The sequence below is a fragment of the Nocardioides sp. genome, assembly GCF_035697785.1.
Classification (GTDB): Bacteria; Actinomycetota; Actinomycetes; order Propionibacteriales; family Nocardioidaceae; genus Nocardioides_B.
The window spans coordinates 1-18,812 of the sequence record NZ_DASSCL010000010.1 but is presented as its reverse complement, the minus strand read 5'-3'; the positions used below and the strand labels follow the sequence as shown (position 1 = coordinate 18,812).

Genomic DNA, 18,812 nt, shown 5'->3' with positions numbered 1-18,812 from the left:
CCCCGGCGCAAGGTGGCCCGGTCGTCCGAGGCGCGGAAGGTGCGCGCCCAGCGACGTGCGGTCGCCGCGCCGTACATCGCCTTCTCGCGCGCCGAGAGCGAGCGGCTGCGGGTGAACATCCAGACCTTGTTGCGGACCTCGTAGAAGAACCGCTCCCCCGGGTCGGCGTCCGTGGAGCCGAACACCTTGGTCTTGTGCTCGACGACGCTGGCCGGGCAGTACAGGCCGACGTTCCCGCGGATCAGCCGGGTGGAGTACTCGAAGTCGTCGTTCCACAGGAAGTAGTCGGCGACGGGCAGCCCCCGCTCGCGGACCACGTCGACGTCGCACATGACCGAGACGAACGACGCCGAGCGGATCGGGACGCAGCCGATCGCCTCCGCGGCCGCGCGCTCGGCGCGCGACGCAGCGGGCTTGGGCCGCGGGGTGTTCATCGGGTGGTCACGGCCGTCGGTCCAGACCACCTTGCTGGCGAGCAGCGCCGGCCTTCCGTGGGGTGAGCCGGCCCCGGCGTACGACGTCCACGCCCTCACCAGCTCTTCCGCGGCCGTGGCGGTGGGCACGGTGTCGTCGTCGAGCAGCCAGACCAGCTCCGGGTCGTGGGTCAGTGCGCGCTCGATCCCGGCGGTGAACCCGCCCGCGCCGCCGGTGTTCGCGGTGAGCGACACGATGTCGTAGCGGTCGTGCCCGGCGTACGACGAGGCGAGCAGCCCGGCCGTGCCGTCCGTGCTGGCGTTGTCGACGACCACGACCCGGCTCGGTGGGAGGGTCTGCGCATCGAGCGCGGCCAGCGACTCCTCCAGCAGGTCCCGCCGGTTCCACGTCACGACGACGGCGACGACCCGGGTGTTCACCCGGGCGACCCTACCCACCCGTCAGCAGGCCGAGGACAGGTCGCCCGCCTTGTTGGCGGCGTACCCCTCGGAGTAGCTGCCGATCGAACCGCCGACGGTGGTCGAACCCGCGCGGGAGAAGCCCTTCTTCGCCTTCGTCCCGCCCGAGGACCTGCCCTCCGACTTGTCGATCGCCGCCTGCACCATCGCGTGGACCTTGTCGATGTCGGGTGCGGAGGTGTTGATCGCCGGCGGCACGAAGGACACCGAGCGGACCGGCAGCGAGCGGGCCTTCATCGCGAGCTCCGCGAACGTGCCCAGCTCCGAGGCGGGCAGGTTCGTGGAGATCAGCTCCTCGCTGGCGCTGGCGATCGCCTCGAACTTGGTGACCACGGTGCGTGGCGAGAGCTGTTGCAGCATCGCGTTCATGACGCACTTCTGGCGCGCCATCCGCGAGTAGTCGTCGGCGCCCTCGCGAGACCGCGCGAACCACAAGGTCTCGAAGCCGTTGAGCCGCTGTACGCCGGGCTCGATGTAACCGGTGACGGGGCCGCCGACGCCCCCGATCGGGATCCGGTCCCGGACGTTGAGCTCCAGCCCGCCGACCGCCTGCACGAGGCTGCGGAAGCCCTGCAGGTTCACCATCGCGTAGTAGTTGATCGTCAGGCCGGTGATGCCCTCGACGCCCTCGACGGTGGCCGCGACGCCCGGGTTGTCCTCACCCTTGAACAGCGCACGGTTGTCCTGGGCGAACGTGGAGAGGCTGTTCAGCTCACAGCCCTCGCAGTCGTAGCCGTCGGGGAACTGCTCGGCCATCACAGAGCCGGCCGGGAACGGGAAGTTCGTCATGTTGCGGGGCAGCCCGAACAGGATGGTCTGGCCGGTCTCCTGGTCGATGCTCGCCACCGAGATGCTGTCGGGCCTGAGCCCCCAGCGGTCGGCCCCGGAGTCACCGCCGAGCAGCAGCACGTTGTAGCGGCCGTGCGTGGCCGCCGAGGCGACCCCGTCGCCGAACATCGCGGCGATGAAACCCCGCTGGACCGCCACCACGTGGGAGGCGAAGAGCAACCCGCCCGCGACCGAGAAGCAGAGCACCCCGTTCAGCCCGACGATCGCCAACCGCTGCTTCTGCCGCAGCTCCAGCGGCTGCCCGAGCCGCCACGCGTCGAGGAACAGCAGCGCCCAGCCGACGGCCAGCAGGCACAGGCCCAGGCGGAGCACGGCCAGCACGAAGGTGTTGCTCGCCAGGAAGTAGATCAGGCCGTGCCACACCGACCCGAGCAGCACCAGGAACACCGTGCCGACCAGCAGACCGAGCACGACCCGGAGCGCGATCCGACCCACCCTCCGGCTGCCCGCCACCAGCTGGGCCGAGCCCGGCAGGAGCAGTGTCATGAGCAGCAGCGCCAGCGCGCGCCGGAACCGGACGCGGGACGCGGCCCGGTCCCCGGGGCGTTCGGTCGGTGCGGGCACGGTGAGGAGTGGGTTGTGCGGCGGGGGTGGCATGGGGGAAGGCCTTTCGCGCGACAGCCGTCGAGCTCAAGTATCACCAGTCACATGAGCCACAGCCGTCTTCGACGCGCCGGGGTGCCAGGGCCGGTGGTCAAGACAGTCGGGGCCCGCCCGGTACCGTTTTGTCCCATGGCTGAACCTCCGAAGGGCCGTCGCGCCAGCACCGACGACCCCGACTACAACTGGCTCTACGGCTCCAGGCACTCCGGTGCCGGGTCGTCGAGCGAGTCGACCGGAGGCCCCGGACCGACCGCGGGGGCCGGCCACGACCCGGATCCGACCCGGATGCTGCCCACCATGGAGCGTCCGTCTCCACGACGCGGCGGGCAGCCCTACGAGGACCCGACGCGACCGCAGGAGCGAGCCGGACGGCCGACGCGTCGCCCGGCAGCAGCCCCACCCCCGCCGCGCCAGAAGAAGCCGCGGCGCCGGTTCCGGGCCGGCTGGGTCAGGACCCTCGTGCTGGTGTGGCTGGTCTTCCTGGTGGCGGTGCCGCTGTGGGCGTGGTCACAGGTGGACAAGGTCCGCACCGATCCCGGCGGCGACCGGCCCGCCGAGCAGTCCGGTACGACGTACCTTCTCGTCGGGAGCGACAGCCGTGAGGGCCTCACCCGCGAGGAGCAGCTGGAGTTCGGCACCGGCCGCGGCGAGGGCCGTCGCACCGACACGATCATGCTGCTGCACACGGGCGCCGGCCCGAACCTGCTGATGTCGATCCCGCGCGACAGCATCCTGGAGATCCCCGGCTACGGCTCCAACAAGGTCAACGCCGCCTTCGCGTTGGGCGGCCCGAGGCTGCTGGTGGAGACACTCGAGCTGGCGACCGGCATCCGGATCGACGACTACGTCGAGATCGGCTTCGGCGGGTTCGTCAACGTCATCGACGCCGTCGGCGGCATCGAGATCTGCCCGAAGACCGCGATGAAGGACCCGCAGGCCAACCTCGACATCGAGAAGGGCTGCCAGGAGGCCGACGGCACGACGGCGCTCGGCTATGCGCGGTCCCGCAAGACCTCCGCGCTCGGAGACATCGACCGGGCACGACACCAGCGTGAGGTCGTCAGCGCGGTGGGCTCCGAGGCCGTGTCGCCGTGGTCGGTCATCAACCCGGTCCGCTACTTCCGGCTGGCCGACTCCGGCTCCGACTCGCTCCGGGTCGGCAAGGACACCTCGCTGCTGTCGACGATGCGGTTCGCCTGGGCGATGACCCGCGTGGACGGCGACAGCGGCCTCACCTGCGGCGTACCCATCGCCGACCTGGCCGTCAACTGGGACCAGGAGCGCGCCGACCGGCTGTTCGAGCTGATCAGGGAGGACCGCACCGAGGACGTGCCGAAGTCGCTCTGCAAGCCGTCCGGTCTGGCGAACTAGCCCCCGATGGCAGTCGCACGTCTGCGCCGGTGGGCGGCGGGCCTCCCGCAGCGGCTGCACTACGACCTGCCCGGCGCGTGGGTCGCCCTCGTCTTCGCCCTGCTGTCGTTCACGCCCTCCCTGCTGCCGCGGCCGCCCGAGTTCCAGGGGCTGCTGGTCGGCATCAACAGCGCTATCGGCTACGGGCTCGGTGTGGTGGGTGCGTGGGTCTGGCGGGAGCTGGCGGACCGGGAGGTCCGGCCGCCGCGCGCCGGCGCCTGGCGGTGGTACGCCGTCACCGCGGCCGTGACCGTGTCGCTGGCCGTAGTCCTCGGCGAGGTGTGGCAGCGCGAGCTGCGCGACCTCGTGGGGCTGCCCGGCGTCAGCCCGCTTCGACTGGTGGTGCTCCTCATGATCGCGCTGGTCGTGTTCGTGGTGCTGGTGGGCATCGGGCGCGCGTTCCGCAGGGCCTATCTGGCGCTCGCCCGGCGGCTGCGACGGCGCACCAGCGAGCGCGCCGCCCGAGCCCTGGGCCTCATCGCTCTGGTCACGGCGACCGCCCTGGTGTTCAGCGGCGTCGTGTGGGACGGGCTGATCCGGTTCGCCGACCGCACCTACGCCGTGGCCGACCTGACCACTCCGGCGAACCTCGAGCCCCCGGCGTCGACGCTGCGGTCGGGCGGACCGGAGTCGCTGGTCGCCTGGGAGGACCTGGGCCGCGAGGGCAGGAAGTTCACCGGTCGGGGTCCGACCCCGGACGAGATCTCCGGCTTCACAGGCGCCGGGGCCCTTGAGCCGATCCGTGTCTACGCCGGCATGGCCGCGGCGGAAAGCGCGGAGGAGCGGGCCGCCCTCGCCGTGCGCGACCTGGTCCGCGCCGGCGGCCTCGAACGGCGCAACCTGCTCGTGGTCACCACGACCGGCACCGGCTGGGTGGAGCCGAGCTCGACGGCGAGCTTCGAGTACCTCACCGGCGGCGACTCCGCCATCGTGTCCATGCAGTACTCCCACCTCCCTTCCTGGCTCTCCTTCCTCGTCGACCAGGACCGCGCCCGCGAGGCGGGCCGCGAGCTCTTCGACGCGGTCTACGAGGAGTGGCTCGCGCTCGACCCGGGCGACCGGCCACGGCTCTACGTCTTCGGCGAGAGCCTGGGCTCCTTCGGTGGCGAGACGGCGTTCAGCGGGGAGGCGGACATGCGGATCCGCCTCGACGGGGCGCTGTTCACCGGGCCGCCCAACTTCAACCCGCTCTACCGCGGCTTCATCGACGACCGCGACGGCGGCAGCCCGGAGGTGGAGCCGGTCTACCGCGGCGGCCGGACGATCCGGTTCAGCCAGAAGCCACGCGATCCGGTCGCTCCGGCGGACCGCGAGTGGGGCGGCAGCCGGGTGCTGTACATGCAGCACGCCTCGGACCCGGTCACCTGGTGGAGCCCGGACCTGTTCCTGACGCGGCCGGACTGGCTGGAGGAGCCGCCCGGACGCGACGTGCTGCCCGAGATGACGTGGATCCCCGCCGTGACGTTCTGGCAGGTCTCGGCGGACCTCGCGCTGTGTTTCTCGATGCCACCCGGGCACGGGCACACCTTCACCGGCGAGCACGTCGACGGCTGGGCCAAGGTGCTGCGGCCCGCCGGCTGGACCCCGGAGAAGGCCGACCAGCTCCGGGCGATCATCCGCGGCGAGGACTGACGGCTCGTCAGCCCAGCAGGCCGTCCCGCAGCGCGGCCGGCAGGTAGGGCGCGAGCGGCAGTCGAGGGATGAGCGTGGCCTGGAAGGCGTGGTAGGTGTCGGGCTTCCCGTTCCACACCACTCCGCTCGGCCGGTTGCGGCTGTCGAGCTCGTGCCGCCACGACCCGAGCCCGGTGTCGAGGAAGACCTCGGCGACGTGGTCCCACCAGGTGGTGTACCAGGTCCGGTACGCCGGGTCGCGGGTCGCGGCGTACAGGGCGGCGGCCGTGGCGGTGGCCTCGGCGGCGACCCAGTGCATGCGTTCGCGCACGACCGGCCGGCCGTCCCAGTCCACGGTGTAGACGAAGCCGTCCGCGCCGTCGACCGCCCAGCCCTCGCGGACCGACGCGTCGAAGAGGGCGGCCGCGTCGTCGAGCAGCCAGTCCGGGGCGTCATCACCCAGCGCGGCCCTCAGGTGCAGCGCCAGCCGGGCCCACTCCAGCCAGTGCCCGATGGTGGCGCCGAACGGCCGGAACGGGTGGGCGGGGGTGTCGATGTTGTAGTCGAGCCGGGGCACCCAGGTCTCGTCGAAGTGCTCGGGCAGCCGCCAGGAGTGTGCCGGGCCGAGCTCGTGCACCACCCGGGTCAAGATCCGCAGCGCCCGGTCGAGGAGGGTCCGGTCGTCGGTCGTGGCGGCGGCCGCGAGGAGGGCCTCCACCGTGTGCATGTTGGCGTTGACGCCGCGGTAGCCGTCGAGCTTCTCGAACGACTCGTCCCACTGCTCGACGACCATCCCGTGTTCGTCGTCCCAGAACCTTCCGAGCAGCACGTCGAGGGCCTCGGTGAGCAGCTCACGGGCTCCCGGGCGCCCGGCGCACGTGGCGGAGGCGGCGGCGAGCACGACGAAGGCGTGCTCGTAGGCGGTCTTGTCGCGCGTGGTCGGCTCACCCGAGGCGGCCACGCCGGCGTACCAGCCGCCGTTGGTCGCGTCGCGGAACCTCCCGGTCAGCGCGCGCAGGCCGTGGTCGGCCGCGGGGCCGCAGCCGGGGCGTCCGATCATGTGCCCGAGGGAGAACACGTGCGTCATCCGGCAGGTGATCCACAGCTCCACCGGTCGGTCCAGCTGGGGACGGCCGGCCACGTCGAGCCAGGCGAACCCGCCGGCGGGGTGCCGGGCGGCCCGGCTGAAGTCGAGCAAGCGGTCCCCCTCGGCCTCCAGCCAGCGGGCGTGCGCCGGTGAGGCGACCGTGGCCATCAGGCTCCCAGCTTCGAGTAGCGGTCACCGACCCGGTAGGTCGCCACCCCGAGCGTCGAGTCGCTCTGCCCGTAGTAGGCGAACCACGTGTCCTTGAAGTGCACCAGGCCCTCTACGAAGGTGACGTTGGAGACCAGTCCGTGGGTGTCCTCGAAGGTCGACGGCTCCAGCCAGGGGCGGTTCATCTGCGCCAGGATCGTGGCCGGGTCCGCGGGATCGAGGAGCAGCTGCCCGCACGTGTAGCGCACCGAGCCGTCGGGGTTCTTCACGGCGGCGTTGTGGAGCAGCAGGATCAGCCCGTTGTTGGAGATGATCGGCTGCGGACCGACCTCCACCAGGAACTCGCCGAACGTACCGGGCGCGGTGGGCACCATCACCGGCTCGTCATTGGAGCACGGCGTCCAGTGGATCAGGTCCTCGGACCACGCGTAGTAGATCGAACCCTCCCCGAAGTACATGAGGTAGCGCCCGTCGATGGGCACCGGGAGGATCCCGCCCGCCTTGCTCCAGGGCGCGTCCTGCCCGTTGCCCTGCGGCAGGAACGTGTTGAACTCCGGGAAGAGCGGACCGTGCTTCTCCCAGGTGAACAGGTCCGTGGAGGTGGCCAGGCACAGCTGGGCGGAGGTCCGGTCCCAGCCCGTGTAGGTCAGGTAGTAGGTCCCGTCGACCTCGCTGACCCGAGGGTCCTCGGCGCCGAACTCCTCGTAGGGCTCGGTCGGCGACAGCACCGGGTTCGGGTGCCGATCGAAGTGGATGCCGTCGTCGCTGGTGGCCAGCCCGACGTGCGACACGATGTCGTCCGCGTGTGCCCGGTAGAGCAGCACCACCTTGTCGTCCTTCACGATCGCGGCGGGGTTGTAGACGCTGGCGGACTCCCACCCGTCACCTTGCGGCTTCAAGATCGGGTTCTGCTGGTAGGGGGTGAACGGGCCGAGCGGGAACTCGGCGTGCGGGCTGGTGTGTGCGGTCATGGCTCCTCGTTCTCGTTCTTCTCGTGGTTCGGGCAGTCGGCGTCCCTCATCGGACGGCGACCGGGACGGGATCGATGCGCTCGGCGCGCTGGAGTCGGGCGGAGCGGGTGGCGGCGGTGGCGACGGCCACCGCGGCGGCACCTTCCCGGACGCCGGAGAACGGGGTGCGCCCGGTGTCGGCGCACACGACCAGGTCGGTCAGCGCGGCCCGCACGCTCTCGCGGTAGGCCTCCGCCTTCGCGGCGTGGCCACCGAGCGTCAGCTCGAGCCGCACGTGGTGGGGCACGTCGAGCAGCCGACCGCGACCGCGGGCTCGCGCCGGTGCGGCGTCGCGGCGGATGGCTACGTCGAAGCCGGCCCGGGGGCCGAGCCGGAACCCGTCGACGTGCAGCAGGTCGTCGGGCAGGTCCTCGGCGAAGCGGACGCCGGCGTCATCGGTCCACGCGTCGACGACCGCGTGCACCGGGATCCACCCCTCCACGCGCACCTCGGCGGCACCGCAGTCCAGGCGCATCAGCTGTCGTTCGCACCGGTGCGCGTGCGCGAACGAGTGCGTGTGGCTCGCCAGCACGTCCTCGCCGTGCGCGACCGTGGCCGAGACCAGGTCGACCGGCCCGTCAGGTCGGCGGGCGGTGACGGCGTGGACCGAGCTCGCGTCCCGGTCGAGGAGCATCGCGGCGGCGTCGAAGAAGTGCACGCCGTGCTCGACGAAGATCCCGCCGCTGAGCGACTCGTCCCAGAACCAGTGATCGGCGCTGAGGTCCTCGTCGCTGGCGTCGTTCTCGAAGCAGAAGCGTTGCACCGGCCCCAGCAGACCGTCGCGGAGCCGGTTCAGCGCCCGGAGCAGGGGGTTGTAGCGCAGCACGTGGTCGACGACGAGCACCCCTCCGGTCCGCTCGACGGTGGCGACCAGGTCGGCCGCCTCGCGGTCGTCGAGTGCGAGCGGCTTCTCGCAGAGGACGTCCTTGCCGGCCTCGAGCGCCGCCCGCGCGATCGCGCCGTGTGTCGAGGGCGGCGTCGCCACCACGACGGCGTCGACCGCCGCGTCGGCCAGCAGCTCCGGCAACGAGGCGGCCACCCGGGCGTCGTACGTCGTCGCCAGCCGGAGCGCGGGCTCGGGGCGTGCGTCGGCGACGCTGTGCAGCGTCACGGAGGGCAGCGTCTCGACGGCCCCGGCCAGGAACGTCGCGAACCCACCCGCGCCCACCAGCCCGAGCCGCAAGGGAGAGGCATCGGTCATCCCTTGACCCCGGACCCCAGGTCGGAGCTGGTGAAGTGCCGTTGGAACAGCACGAAGAGCACCACGGCCGGGGCGGCCAGCACGACGGCGCCGGCCAGGATCGAGCCGAACGGGTTGGCGACGCTCCCGGCGACGTTGCTGATGTAGTTGGCCAGCGCCACCGCCAACGGCTGCATGTCGGCGTCCTTGGTCACCAGGAACGGCCACAGGAACTCGTTCCAAGGCCCGATGAACGTGACCAGGGTCGCGGTGAGCAGCGCCGGCCGGACGAGCGGCAGGGCCACCGACCAGAGGATCCGCAGCTCCCCGGCGCCGTCGAGCCGGGCCGCGGAGAACAGGTCCTCGGGCAGCTGCAGGAAGAACTGACGGAAGAGGAAGACCGCCGTCGAGTTGATCGCGAACGGCAGGATCATGCCCGCGTAGGAGTCGGCCAGCCCGTAGGTGCGGACGATCATCACGTAGAGCGGAATCATCAGCAGCTGGAACGGGATGATCTGCACCAGCAGCATCACCGCGAACAGGGTGCCGCGGCCACGGAAGTGCAGCCGGGCGAGCGCGTAGCCGGCGAGGACGCCGAGCACCAGCGTCCCCAGGATGACGCCGCCGGTGAAGATGCCGGAGTTGAGCAGGGTCTGCGCGAGGTCCACCCGCCCGTTGATCGCCGCATAGTTGTCGAGCGTCAGCCCACCACTGGGGATGGCACCCGCGACGGAGGTGTCGGGCTCCTTCTGAAGCGAGCCGACCACCATGTAGTAGAAGGGGAAGACGAAGACGAGGGCGCCGACGAGGACGACGACGTTGCGGAGCCTGTTGCGCTGCATCTCAGTCCCTCTCCAAGAGCTTTCGGTTGACCAGCGAGATCAGCAGCACGCCGATCACGAGCAGCACGCCGATGGCCGCAGCGGTGTCGGGGTTGCCCTGCTGGATCCCCCGCTGGTACATCACGAGCACCGGCGAGGCGGACGCTCCGTTGGGGCCGCCGCCGTTGGTGAGCAGGTAGGGCTCGGTGAACAGGTTGGCGCCCGTGATGGTGGCCAGGATGACGACGAGCGTGGTGGCCGGCCGCACCCCGGGGACGGTCACGTGCCACAGCTGCCGGAAGCGGCTCGCCCCATCGGTGGCCGCCGACTCGTAGAGCTCCTTGGGCACGTTCTGCAGGGCTGCGAGGTAGAGCAGCACGAAGAAGCCGAGCTGCTTCCAGGTCACGAAGATCGCGATCACCGGCATCGCCAGGGCCTCGTTGACCAGCCACGAGGGGTCGGGCGCCAGCGGCCCCAGGACCTGGTTGACCATCCCGTTCTGGCTGAACAGGAACAGCCAGACGGCGACGAGAGCGACACTGGCGGTGACGTAGGGGATGTAGTAGGCGAGACGGATGAAGGCTCGGCCCCGGATCGCGCCGTTGAGCGCGGTGGCCAGCAGGAGCGACAGCACCACGGTCAGCGGAACGTTGATGACGAGGAACTCGACGACGTTCAGGAACGACTCCCGCACGGCGGGGTCGCTCAGCACCGCCTTGTAGTTGTCGAGCCCGACGAACGGCCTCTCCACCTGCACACCGGGGGCGGTGAAGAAGTAGTCGTGGAAGCTCATCCACACCGCGAGCCCGAGCGGGTAGGCGAACACGGCCGCGAGGAACACGGCGTATGGGGCGGCCAGCACGATCCCCAGGGGCTGGCGGCCCAGCAGGGCCGCCAGCCGCGAGGGGCGATGCTCCGGCGACTTCGGCGGGCTGCTGCCCACCTCGGTCAGCGTCGTCGTCATCGGTCGCTGCTCCGGCTCAGGACTGGCCGGCCAGCGTGGTGGCCTCTTCGGCGGCGCCCGCGAGCGCCTCGTCGACAGGGGCCTCGCCGAAGATCACGGACTCCGTGTACCGGTCGCGGAAGGTCTGCCAGATCTCGATGGAGTTCGGCACGTTGGGCACCTCGACCGTGCGGGAGGCCTGGGCGGCGAAGTCGGTGTACTCCGGCTTCTCCTGGAAGTAGTCCGGGTAGGCGCTCTCCAGGTCGGTGCGCAACGGCATCTGGCCGGTCATCTCGAGGAGCTTGCCGTCCTGCTCCTCGCTGGTGGCGAACTTGAGCACGTCGAACGCGGTCTGCTGGTTCTCACATGCGGAGTAGAGCCCGATGTTCTTGGCGTCGGAGAAGGTGAACGTCTCCTCCGGGCTGGTCCCGTCGGACGTCGGCACGGGGACCGCGCCCCAGTTCACCGCGTCGCCGTAGACCGCGATCGCCCATGGGCCGACGATCGCCATCGCGGCCTTCTCGTCGGCGAAGGAGTCGCCGTTGTAGGTCTCCTTCTGGGACAGACCCTCCTCGTACATGGTCGCCCAGAAGTCGGCCACGGCCTGGCCCTCCGGGGAGTCGAACGTGGCCTCACCGTCCTCCACCAGCTGCTGACCACCGGTCTCGGCGGCGAACAGCGGGTAGAAGTCGAACCAGGACTGGAAGAACTCGCTGCTCGGCGCCGGCCAGATGGCCGCGTCGGCTGCTCCCGAGTCGACGATCTTGTGGGAGGTGTCGAGGAACTCGTCATAGGTGCTCAGCGGCGGGTTCTCCGGGTCGACGCCCGCCTTCTTCATGATGTCCTTGTTGTAGAAGATCATCACCGGGTTGGACTTCCACGGCAGCTGGAAGTACCCACCGTCGGGGGACTTGTACTGCTCCGCGGCGTCGCCGCTGCGCGACTCGACGTAGTCCGTACCGCCCTCGAAGCTGTCGAGCGCCACCAGACCACCCTGCTTCTGGAACTGCGGCACCGCCGCCGGCGAGGTGTTGAACACCAGGCACGGCGCGTTGCCTGCCGTGATCGCCGCACCGATGACCTCCTCGGAGGTCTTGCCGGCCGGGATCTCCTGGGCGGTGACCTCCTGGTCGGGGTTCTCGGAGTTCCAGGCCTCGACCATCTGCTTGCCCCAGGCGACCTCCTCTGGGTTGTTCGACAGCCAGATCTTGATCGGGCCGGTGGACGTGGTGGCGCCGGAGTCACCCGAGTCGCTGCCGCATGCAGCCGTCAACCCGAGCGCCAGCAGCGTCACCGTTGCGGTGGCGACCTTTGTTCTCATGTGCGTTCTCCGTTTCCGTGGGGTGTCGATGAGAGAGATGAGGGTCGGCCCGGAGCCGGGCCGGTGGAACCGCGGACGACGAGCTGCGGACCGGGGAGGGGGAACTGCGTGGGTTCCTGCTGGTCGACCAGCTCCAGCAACCGTCTCGCCGCGGCGCGGCCCCAGCCGATGACGTCGGTGCTGACCGTGGTCAGCGGCGGTTGCACGTGCGCCGCGAGCTCGGTGTCCTCATAGCCGGTCACGGAAAGCTCGCGAGGTACGTCGAACCCGAGCCCGGCGGCGACGGCCAGCCCGGCGATCGCCATCAGGTCGTTGGCGTAGACGATCGCGGTCGGCCGGTCGTCGAGGTCGAGCAGCGTGCGGGTGGCCGCGGCGCCGGCCTCGGCCGAGAAGTCGGACTCGATGCTTCGGCCCTCGGGGAGTCCTGCCGCGCGAAGCGTCCTCGCCCAGGCGTCGTGCCGGGACCGACCGTGCACCATGAACGCCGGCCCGGCCACGTGCGCGATCCGGGTGTGCCCGAGCGACAGCAGGTGCTCGACAGTAGCGACCACGCCCGGCCCGTCGTCGACTCCGACGGCCGGCCAGAACGCCTCCCCGAGGGCCGGCCCGACGATGACTGCGGGCAGGCCCAGCTCGGCGAGCAGCGCCGGTCGCGGGTCGTCGACGTAGAGGTCTGTGACGAAGACGCCGTCGACCCGCCCGCCCTCGGCGAGCCGCCGGTAGCTGCGGTGCTCCACGTCGTGCTCGGGCACGACCTGCAGCAGCAATGCATAGTCGTGCTCGGAGAGCTCGCTCTCCACGCCGGCGATGAACGAGGGGAAGAAGGGATCCGCCCGCAGCGTCTCCGGCGGACGGGCCATCACCAGGCCCATCGCGAACGACCGGGAGACCGAGAGCGCCCGGGCGCGCGAGCTCGGGGTCCAGCCGAGGCTGCGGGCGGTGCTGAGGATCCGCTCCCGGGTCTCGGGCGCCAGACCCGGTCGGTTGTTGAACGCGAAGGAGACCGCCCCCTTCGACACGCCCGCAGCGCGGGCGACGTCGTTGATGGTGGGCCGGCTCACACTGCGACTAAACCGGTTTAGCAGGGACTAGTCAAGGGGTAGCCCGAACGGGCTAGTCCCTCACATCTCCTCGTGGGTGACCGGGTCGCCGCCGAACAGCCGCCCGTCGGACCGGCCGAGGGCGGTGATCGCGGCCACCTCGTCGTCGCCCAGCGTGAAGCCGTCGACGTCGAGGTTCTGCCGCTGCCGCGCCGGGTCGGCGGACTTCGGGATCGGCAGGTTCCCGAGCTGCAGGTGCCAGCGCAGGATCACCCGGCCGGGCGTGACCCCGTGCCGGTCGGCGGCCCCGGCGACCGCCGGCTCTGCGAACGGCGCCTGCCGCTTGCCGAGCGGGCTCCACGCCACGGTCCGGATCCCGACCCGATCGTGCACTGCCCGCATCTGCTGCTGGGGGAAGTACGGGTGCAGCTCGACCTGGTTGACCGCCGGTGTCACCCCGGTCTCGTCGATGATCCGGGTGAGGTGCTCCTCGGTGAAGTTGGAGACGCCGATGGACCGCACCAGGCCACGCGCCCGGAGGTCGACCAGCGCGCGCCACGCCTCGACGTACTTCCCGACCCTGGGGTTCGGCCAGTGGATGAGGTGCAGGTCGAGGTAGTCGAGCCCGAGGGTGCGCAGCGACTCCTCCGTGCTGGCCACGGCGTCGTCGTACCCGTGGTGCCGGCCGGGGATCTTGCTGACGACCGCGACGTCCTCGCGGGGCACGCCGGAGCGGCGCAGCGCCTCGCCCACCTCGCGCTCGTTGCCGTAGTTGACGGCGGTGTCGAGCAACCGGTAGCCGACCTCGAGTGCGCTGGTGACGGCCGAGAGCCCTTCGACGCCCCGGAGTGGGTAGGTGCCGAACCCGACGGCCGGCAGCGTGTTTCCGTCGTTGAGGGTGTACGTCGTGGGCATGGGCCCACCGTAGGACGTGGCGGAGCAGGGGCTAGCCGGCGAGCCGCCCGAAGCCGCTGCGGTGGAACACCAGCGGCAGCGAGGTGTCGGCGTGCTCCACGGCGTGCAGCTGAAGCAACACGATCGTGTGGTCGCCGGCCGTCACCTCCTCGTGAATGGAGCAGTCGTAGCGGACCAGGCCGTCGTCGAGGGTGACGGCGCCATCCTCGGAGACCGTGACGGCGAGATCGTCGAAGCGGCTCTCCACCGGCCCGGCGAGCTGACGGCAGACGTCGTTCTGGTGGTCGGCCAGGACCGTCAGACCGAGCCGGGTCGAGGTGCGCAGCGCCGGCCAGGTCTTCGAGGTGTTGGCCACGGAGAACGACACCAGCGCCGGTTCCAGGCTGACGGACGTGAAGGAACTGGCGGCCAGGCCGACCAGCCGCCCGTCCACCTCGGCGGCGACGGCGACGACGCCGGTCGGGAAGATGCCGAAGGCCTCACGGAGTCGCTTCGGGTCGAGGTCCTGGTTGGTGGTCAGCGGCGTGGGGATCGGGACGGCGGTCATGCAGGGCTCCTGTCGGGTGCGACGGGTGTGGAGGTGGCGGCCGGGTCGGCGGGTCAGGACGCGGCGGTCCGGGAGCCGAACGGGACGCTGGACGAGTACGCCGCCGGGGCCGGGTGGGTCCACAGCCCGCGCTCCTCGAGCACCGGAAGGACGCCCTCCCCGAACCAGTAGGCACCCTCGAGGTGCGGGTAGCCGGACAGCACGAACTCGTCGATGCCGAGGCGGTGGTACTCCTCGATGCGGTCCGCGACCTCCTCGTGGCTGCCCACCAGCGCCGTGCCCGCACCCCCGCGCACCAGACCGACGCCGGCCCAGACGTTCGGGTGGATCTCGAGGTCGTCGCGGGTCCCCCGGTTGAGGTCGAGCATCCTGCGCTGACCCTCGGACTCGCTACGGCGCAGCCCCGCCTGGACGCTGGCGATCGTCTCGTCGTCGATCCCCGCGAGCAGCCGGTCCGCCTCGGCCCAGGCCTCGGCGGACGTGTCGCGGGTGATGGTGTGCATCCGGATGCCGAAGCGGATGTCGCGTCCCCGGTCGGCCGCGAGCCCGCGGATCCAGGCGATCTTCTCCGCGACAGCGGCCGGGGGCTCTCCCCAGGTGAGGTAGACGTCGGCGTGCTCGGCCGCGACCGCCCCGGCCGCCGCCGACGACCCACCGAAGTAGATCTCGGGCAGCGGATCTGGCAGCTGCTGCAGCCGGGCACCCTCCACGCGGATGTGCTCGCCCTGGAAGTCGACGGTGTCACCGGCCCAGAGCCGCCGCACCACCTCGAGGAACTCCGCGCACCGCGCGTAACGCGCGTCCTTGTCGAGGAAGTCACCGTAGCCTCGCTGCTCGCTGCTCTCGCCGCCGGTGACGACGTTGAGCAGCAGCCGGCCGCCCGACATGTTCTGGAACGTGACCGCCATCTGCGCGGCCAGGGTCGCCGAGGTGAGGCCCGGCCGGAACGCCACCAGGAACTTCAGCCGCTCCGAGACCGGGGCCAGCATCGCCGTGGAGAGCCACGCGTCCTCGCACCACGCACCAGTGGGGGTGAGCGCGGCCTCGAAGCCGAGCTGCTCCGCGCTGCGGGCAACCTGACCGAGGTAGGGCACGGACGCGGGACGCCCGGCCTTCCCTGCTGTCACGCCGTGCCCCCCGCTCACGACGTGACGGCCGTCGCCGCCGTTGGTGGGCAGGAACCAGTGGAACTTCAGGGACATGACTTCCTTCCGGGGCTTAATTGACGTATGTCGACTAGATTGCATTACTTTGGATCCCTGTTCAAGACGACACCCCCTGGAAGGGACTTTGCTGATGGCTCTCGGGACCTCGGAGGCGCCGCCGTCTCCACAGCGCGTGGCGATGGCGTCTGCGGTCGGCGCGACGATCGAGTGGTACGACTTCTTCCTCTACGGCACGGCGGCCGGGCTGGTGTTCGACAAGCTGTTCTTCAACGGGCTCGACGGCCCGGCCGCCCAGTTCGCCGCCTTCGGCACGTTCGCCGTCGGCTTCCTGGCCCGCCCGATCGGTGGCTTCGTGTTCGGCCACTTCGGTGACCGGATCGGCCGCAAGAAGATGCTGGTGCTGACCCTGCTGATCATGGGTCTCGGCACCGCGTCCATCGGCCTGCTCCCGTCGTACGACTCGATCGGCGTGTGGGCGCCGATCCTGCTGGTGACCCTGCGCGTGTTGCAGGGGATCGGGATCGGCGGCGAGTACGGCGGGGCGGTGCTGCTCGCCGTGGAGTACGCACCCGCCGCGCGTCGTGGCTTCTTCGGCAGCTTCGCCCACATCGGCGTACCCGGTGGTCTGCTCCTGGCGAGCGGGGCCTTCTCGTTGGCCAGCCTGCTGCCCGACGAGGCGTTCCTCGCGTGGGGCTGGCGCGCCTGCTTCCTGGTCAGCATCGTGCTGCTGGCGATCGGCGCCTACATCCGGTTGTCGGTGATGGAGACGCCGGCCTTCGCCAAGGTGCAGGAGCGCAAGGAGGTCTCGCGGATCCCCCTCAAGGACCTGCTCGCGCAACAGCCCAAACGACTGCTGCTGGGCATGGGCACCCGCTACATCGAGGGCTTCACGTTCAACTTCTTCTCGGTGTACCTGCTGGCGTACGTCGTCAACACCCTCGAGCTGCCGAAGTCCTTCGCGCTCGCCGGGGTGCTCGTGGGAGCGGCTCTCGGCGTCGTCCTGGTGCCGATCACCGGCGCCCTGTCCGACCGGCTCGGCCGCAAGCCGGTGTACCGAGCCGGGGCATGGGCGGCTCTGCTGCTGGCGTTCCCGGTGGCTGCCATGGTGCAGTCGGGCAGCCGGCCCGCGGTCTTCGCCGTGTTCGTGATCGGGCTCGGCCTGCTCTACGGCACGGTCTACGGCCCGTTGGCGGCTTTCTGGTCGGAGTTGTTCGACACCCGCTACCGCTACACGGCGCTGAGCACGCTCTACCAGGTCTCCGGTGTGGTGGCGTCCGGCTTCACGCCCCTGATCGCGGCCTACCTGGTGGCGCGGGCCGACGGCTCGCTGTGGTGGGTGGCCGGCTACAACGTGCTGGTGGCAGCGATCAGCCTCACCTGCGCGCACCTGCTGCCGGAGACCCGAGGGCGGAGCCTGGACGACGTCGCGGTTCCGCGCGATCGCGACAAGGAGCTCGCCGCCGCGTGACTCGCCCGGGTTTGACCGGGACTCGACGGGAGCTGCGCGGCTCGACACTCGCGCCCGCCCTTCCTCCACCTCCGAACCGCTGGACAAGGGCGCGATGGGCGAGAAGCATCACTTTCGAGTTCGTCGAGTCCGCTCGGACGCCGTCCGACCACAGGAGACCCACATGACATCCACCCCCGCCGCAGCGCCCGCCAGGCACGGTGTGCACTCGGAGGTCGGCCAGCTCCGCAAGGTCCTGGTCTGCTCCCCGGGGCTGGCGCACCGCAGGTTGACCCCTACGAATGCGGATGACCTGCTGTTCGACGACGTGATGTGGGTGGAGAACGCCCAGCGGGACCACGCCGACTTCGTCAACAAGCTGGAGGGGCGCGGGGTCGAGGTGCTGGAGCTGCACGCACTGGTAGCCGAGACGATGAAGATGCCCGAGGCCAAGGCCTGGCTGCTCGACCGCAAGATCATCCCCAACATCGTCGGTCTCGGCCTGGTCGACGGCACCCGTGCCTTCCTCGAGTCGCTGCCCGTCGGCCTGCTGGCCGAATACCTGATCGGCGGGCTAGCCGTCGACGACGTACCGGAGGACTTCCTGGGCCAGTACTCGGCCATGGCCAGCGGGCAGGCCGGCGCGCGCGAGTACCTGATGCCTCCGCTTCCCAACACGCTCTACACGCGCGACACCACGTGCTGGCTGTACGGCGGCCTGACGATGAACCCGCTCTACTGGCCGGCCCGCCACGACGAGACGTTGCTGTACAAGGCGATCTATTCCTTCCACCCCGACTTCGTCGATTCGACCGTCTGGTGGGGGGACCCGGAGCAGGACTGGGCGCAGGCGACCTTCGAGGGCGGCGACATCATGCCGGTCGGCAACGGCGTCGTGCTGATGGGGATGAGCGAGCGCACCTCGCGTCAGGCGATCACGCAGGTGGCGGCGGCGCTGTTCGCCCAGGGCGCGGCCGAGCGCGTCGTCGTGGCCGGGATGCCCAAGCTGCGGGCGGCGATGCACCTGGACACGGTCTTCACCTTCGCCGACCGTGACATCGTCACGCTCTACCCGACGATCATGGACGCGGTGCACACGTTCAGCCTTCGGCCGAGCGACAAGTCCCCTCGTGTCGAGATCACCGACGAGGGCAGCTCGCCGTTCGTCAACGTGGTGGCCGAGGCCCTAGGGCTCGACAGGCTACAGGTCATCGAGACCGGTGGAGACGTCTACGCCTCCGAGCGTCAGCAGTGGGACAGCGGCAACAACGCCGTGGCCGTCGAACCCGGCGTGGTCTTCACCTACGACCGCAACACCACGACCAACACCCTGCTCCGCAAGGCCGGGGTCGAGGTGATCACGATCGTCGGCGCCGAGCTCGGCCGCGGCCGCGGCGGCGGTCACTGCATGACCTGCCCGATCGTCCGCGACCCGATCGACTACTGACGCGTCTACAGCTCGCTCTGGATCCCGGCGAGGAGCTGGCGGGCCATCACGATCCGCTGCACCTGGTTGGTGCCCTCGTAGATCTGGGTGATCTTGGCGTCGCGCATCATCCGCTCGACGGGGTATTCGCGCGTGTAGCCGTAGCCGCCGAGCACCTGGACCGCGTCGACGGTCACCTGCATCGCGGTGTCGGAGGCGAAGCACTTCGCCGCGGCCCCGAAGAAGGTCAGGTCCTTGTCGCCGCGCTCGGAGCGGCCCGCGGCGGCGTAGGTCAGCTGCCGGGCCGCCTCGACCTTCATGCCCATCTCGGCGAGCATGAACTGCAGCCCCTGGAAGTCGGCGATCGGCTTGCCG

At 70.6% G+C, this 18,812-nt stretch carries 17 protein-coding genes; 4 read left to right on the top strand and 13 right to left on the bottom strand.

Annotation, left to right across the window (positions count from 1 at the left end; translation table 11 throughout):
• A partial coding sequence (locus VFH10_RS01295) for a glycosyltransferase (RefSeq protein ID WP_325125218.1) occupies window positions 1–854 on the bottom strand: 854 nt, incomplete at its 3' end.
• 21 nt (window positions 855–875) lie between these two features.
• Complete coding sequence (locus VFH10_RS01290; RefSeq protein WP_325125217.1) at window positions 876–2,306, bottom strand: LCP family protein; 1,431 nt, start codon at window positions 2,304–2,306, stop codon at window positions 876–878.
• Window positions 2,307–2,474: 168 nt separating this feature from the next.
• Here VFH10_RS01290 and VFH10_RS01285 point away from each other — a divergent pair, with 168 nt between their 5' ends.
• Complete coding sequence (locus tag VFH10_RS01285; RefSeq protein WP_325125216.1) at window positions 2,475–3,716, top strand: LCP family protein; 1,242 nt, start codon at window positions 2,475–2,477, stop codon at window positions 3,714–3,716.
• 6 nt (window positions 3,717–3,722) lie between these two features.
• Entirely contained in the window at window positions 3,723–5,387 is a 1,665-nt protein-coding gene (locus tag VFH10_RS01280; RefSeq protein WP_325125214.1) for an alpha/beta hydrolase, read from the top strand.
• 7 nt (window positions 5,388–5,394) lie between these two features.
• Here VFH10_RS01280 and VFH10_RS01275 read toward each other — a convergent pair whose 3' ends face one another.
• The 10 genes from VFH10_RS01275 to VFH10_RS01230 are packed head-to-tail and all read right to left on the bottom strand — an operon-like array spanning window position 5,395 to window position 15,600.
• Entirely contained in the window at window positions 5,395–6,621 is a 1,227-nt protein-coding gene (locus tag VFH10_RS01275; protein ID WP_325125212.1) for an AGE family epimerase/isomerase, read from the bottom strand.
• Window positions 6,621–7,592: a glycoside hydrolase family 130 protein gene (locus VFH10_RS01270; RefSeq protein WP_325125209.1), complete on the bottom strand. Its 972-nt coding sequence runs from the start codon at window positions 7,590–7,592 to the stop codon at window positions 6,621–6,623. Before VFH10_RS01270 ends, VFH10_RS01275 begins: the two co-directional genes overlap by 1 nt.
• Window positions 7,593–7,638: 46 nt before the next feature.
• Window positions 7,639–8,832 carry a Gfo/Idh/MocA family oxidoreductase gene (locus tag VFH10_RS01265; RefSeq protein ID WP_325125207.1) on the bottom strand — a complete coding sequence of 398 codons (1,194 nt, stop codon included), beginning with the start codon at window positions 8,830–8,832 and terminating at the stop codon, window positions 7,639–7,641.
• Window positions 8,829–9,653 carry a carbohydrate ABC transporter permease gene (locus tag VFH10_RS01260; RefSeq protein ID WP_325125205.1) on the bottom strand — a complete coding sequence of 275 codons (825 nt, stop codon included), beginning with the start codon at window positions 9,651–9,653 and terminating at the stop codon, window positions 8,829–8,831. Before VFH10_RS01260 ends, VFH10_RS01265 begins: the two co-directional genes overlap by 4 nt.
• A 1-nt stretch (window position 9,654) precedes the next feature.
• Complete coding sequence (locus VFH10_RS01255) at window positions 9,655–10,596, bottom strand: sugar ABC transporter permease (RefSeq protein ID WP_325125203.1); 942 nt, start codon at window positions 10,594–10,596, stop codon at window positions 9,655–9,657.
• 16 nt (window positions 10,597–10,612) lie between these two features.
• Window positions 10,613–11,896 (bottom strand): ABC transporter substrate-binding protein, encoded by a 1,284-nt coding sequence (locus VFH10_RS01250; protein WP_325125201.1) that lies wholly within the window; start codon window positions 11,894–11,896, stop codon window positions 10,613–10,615.
• Window positions 11,893–12,957 carry a LacI family DNA-binding transcriptional regulator gene (locus tag VFH10_RS01245; protein ID WP_325125198.1) on the bottom strand — a complete coding sequence of 355 codons (1,065 nt, stop codon included), beginning with the start codon at window positions 12,955–12,957 and terminating at the stop codon, window positions 11,893–11,895. Before VFH10_RS01245 ends, VFH10_RS01250 begins: the two co-directional genes overlap by 4 nt.
• 60 nt (window positions 12,958–13,017) lie before the next feature.
• Window positions 13,018–13,851 (bottom strand): aldo/keto reductase, encoded by an 834-nt coding sequence (locus VFH10_RS01240; protein ID WP_325125196.1) that lies wholly within the window; start codon window positions 13,849–13,851, stop codon window positions 13,018–13,020.
• A gap of 31 nt (window positions 13,852–13,882) precedes the next feature.
• Entirely contained in the window at window positions 13,883–14,398 is a 516-nt protein-coding gene (locus VFH10_RS01235; RefSeq protein WP_325125194.1) for a flavin reductase family protein, read from the bottom strand.
• A gap of 53 nt (window positions 14,399–14,451) precedes the next feature.
• A complete protein-coding gene (locus VFH10_RS01230; protein ID WP_325125193.1) occupies window positions 14,452–15,600 on the bottom strand; it encodes an LLM class flavin-dependent oxidoreductase in 1,149 nt (382 codons plus the stop codon).
• Between the two features lie 94 nt (window positions 15,601–15,694).
• Here VFH10_RS01230 and VFH10_RS01225 point away from each other — a divergent pair, with 94 nt between their 5' ends.
• Both VFH10_RS01225 and VFH10_RS01220 read left to right on the top strand, forming a co-directional pair.
• Window positions 15,695–17,032: an MFS transporter gene (locus VFH10_RS01225; protein ID WP_325125191.1), complete on the top strand. Its 1,338-nt coding sequence runs from the start codon at window positions 15,695–15,697 to the stop codon at window positions 17,030–17,032.
• Window positions 17,033–17,195: 163 nt separating this feature from the next.
• Window positions 17,196–18,458, top strand: a complete 1,263-nt coding sequence (locus VFH10_RS01220) for an arginine deiminase (RefSeq protein WP_325125189.1) — start codon at window positions 17,196–17,198, stop codon at window positions 18,456–18,458.
• A gap of 5 nt (window positions 18,459–18,463) precedes the next feature.
• Here VFH10_RS01220 and VFH10_RS01215 read toward each other — a convergent pair.
• On the bottom strand, window positions 18,464–18,812 hold a 349-nt coding region (locus tag VFH10_RS01215), incomplete at its 5' end, for an acyl-CoA dehydrogenase family protein (RefSeq protein ID WP_325125187.1).